We start from the raw sequence: 378 nt of genomic DNA on the forward strand, positions 1-378 counted from the left end.
TGGAAAGACCTTATACTTTGCTAGTGATATGCCAGGTGGTTTTGGAAAGTTTGATATCTACAAGGCACCAATAGAAAGTAATGGTATGGTAGGTACACCAGTAAACATGGGTCAAAAAGTAAATACAGAAGGACAAGAGATGTTTCCATACATTAGTGAGAATAACACACTGTATTTCTCTTCTATAGGACATTTAGGACTTGGTGGTATGGATGTATTCTACACTAAAGAAATAGATGGTAAAATGGCTCCAATACGTAATGTAGGTATTCCAGTAAACTCTAATGGAGATGACTTTGCTTTTAGTATTAATGAAGAGTCTGGAGAAGGCTTTATTTCTTCAAACAGAGAAGGTGGAAAAGGAGGAGATGATATTTA

Annotated in this window: 1 pseudogene; it reads left to right on the forward strand. The window is 35.7% G+C overall.

Features of this window, described 5'->3' with window-relative positions:
• Positions 1-378: pseudogene (locus Q0997_RS20350) on the forward strand (cell envelope biogenesis protein OmpA); the annotation flags it as partial.

The sequence above is a fragment of the uncultured Lacinutrix sp. genome (assembly GCF_947500325.1).
GTDB lineage: Bacteria > Bacteroidota > Bacteroidia > Flavobacteriales > Flavobacteriaceae > Lacinutrix.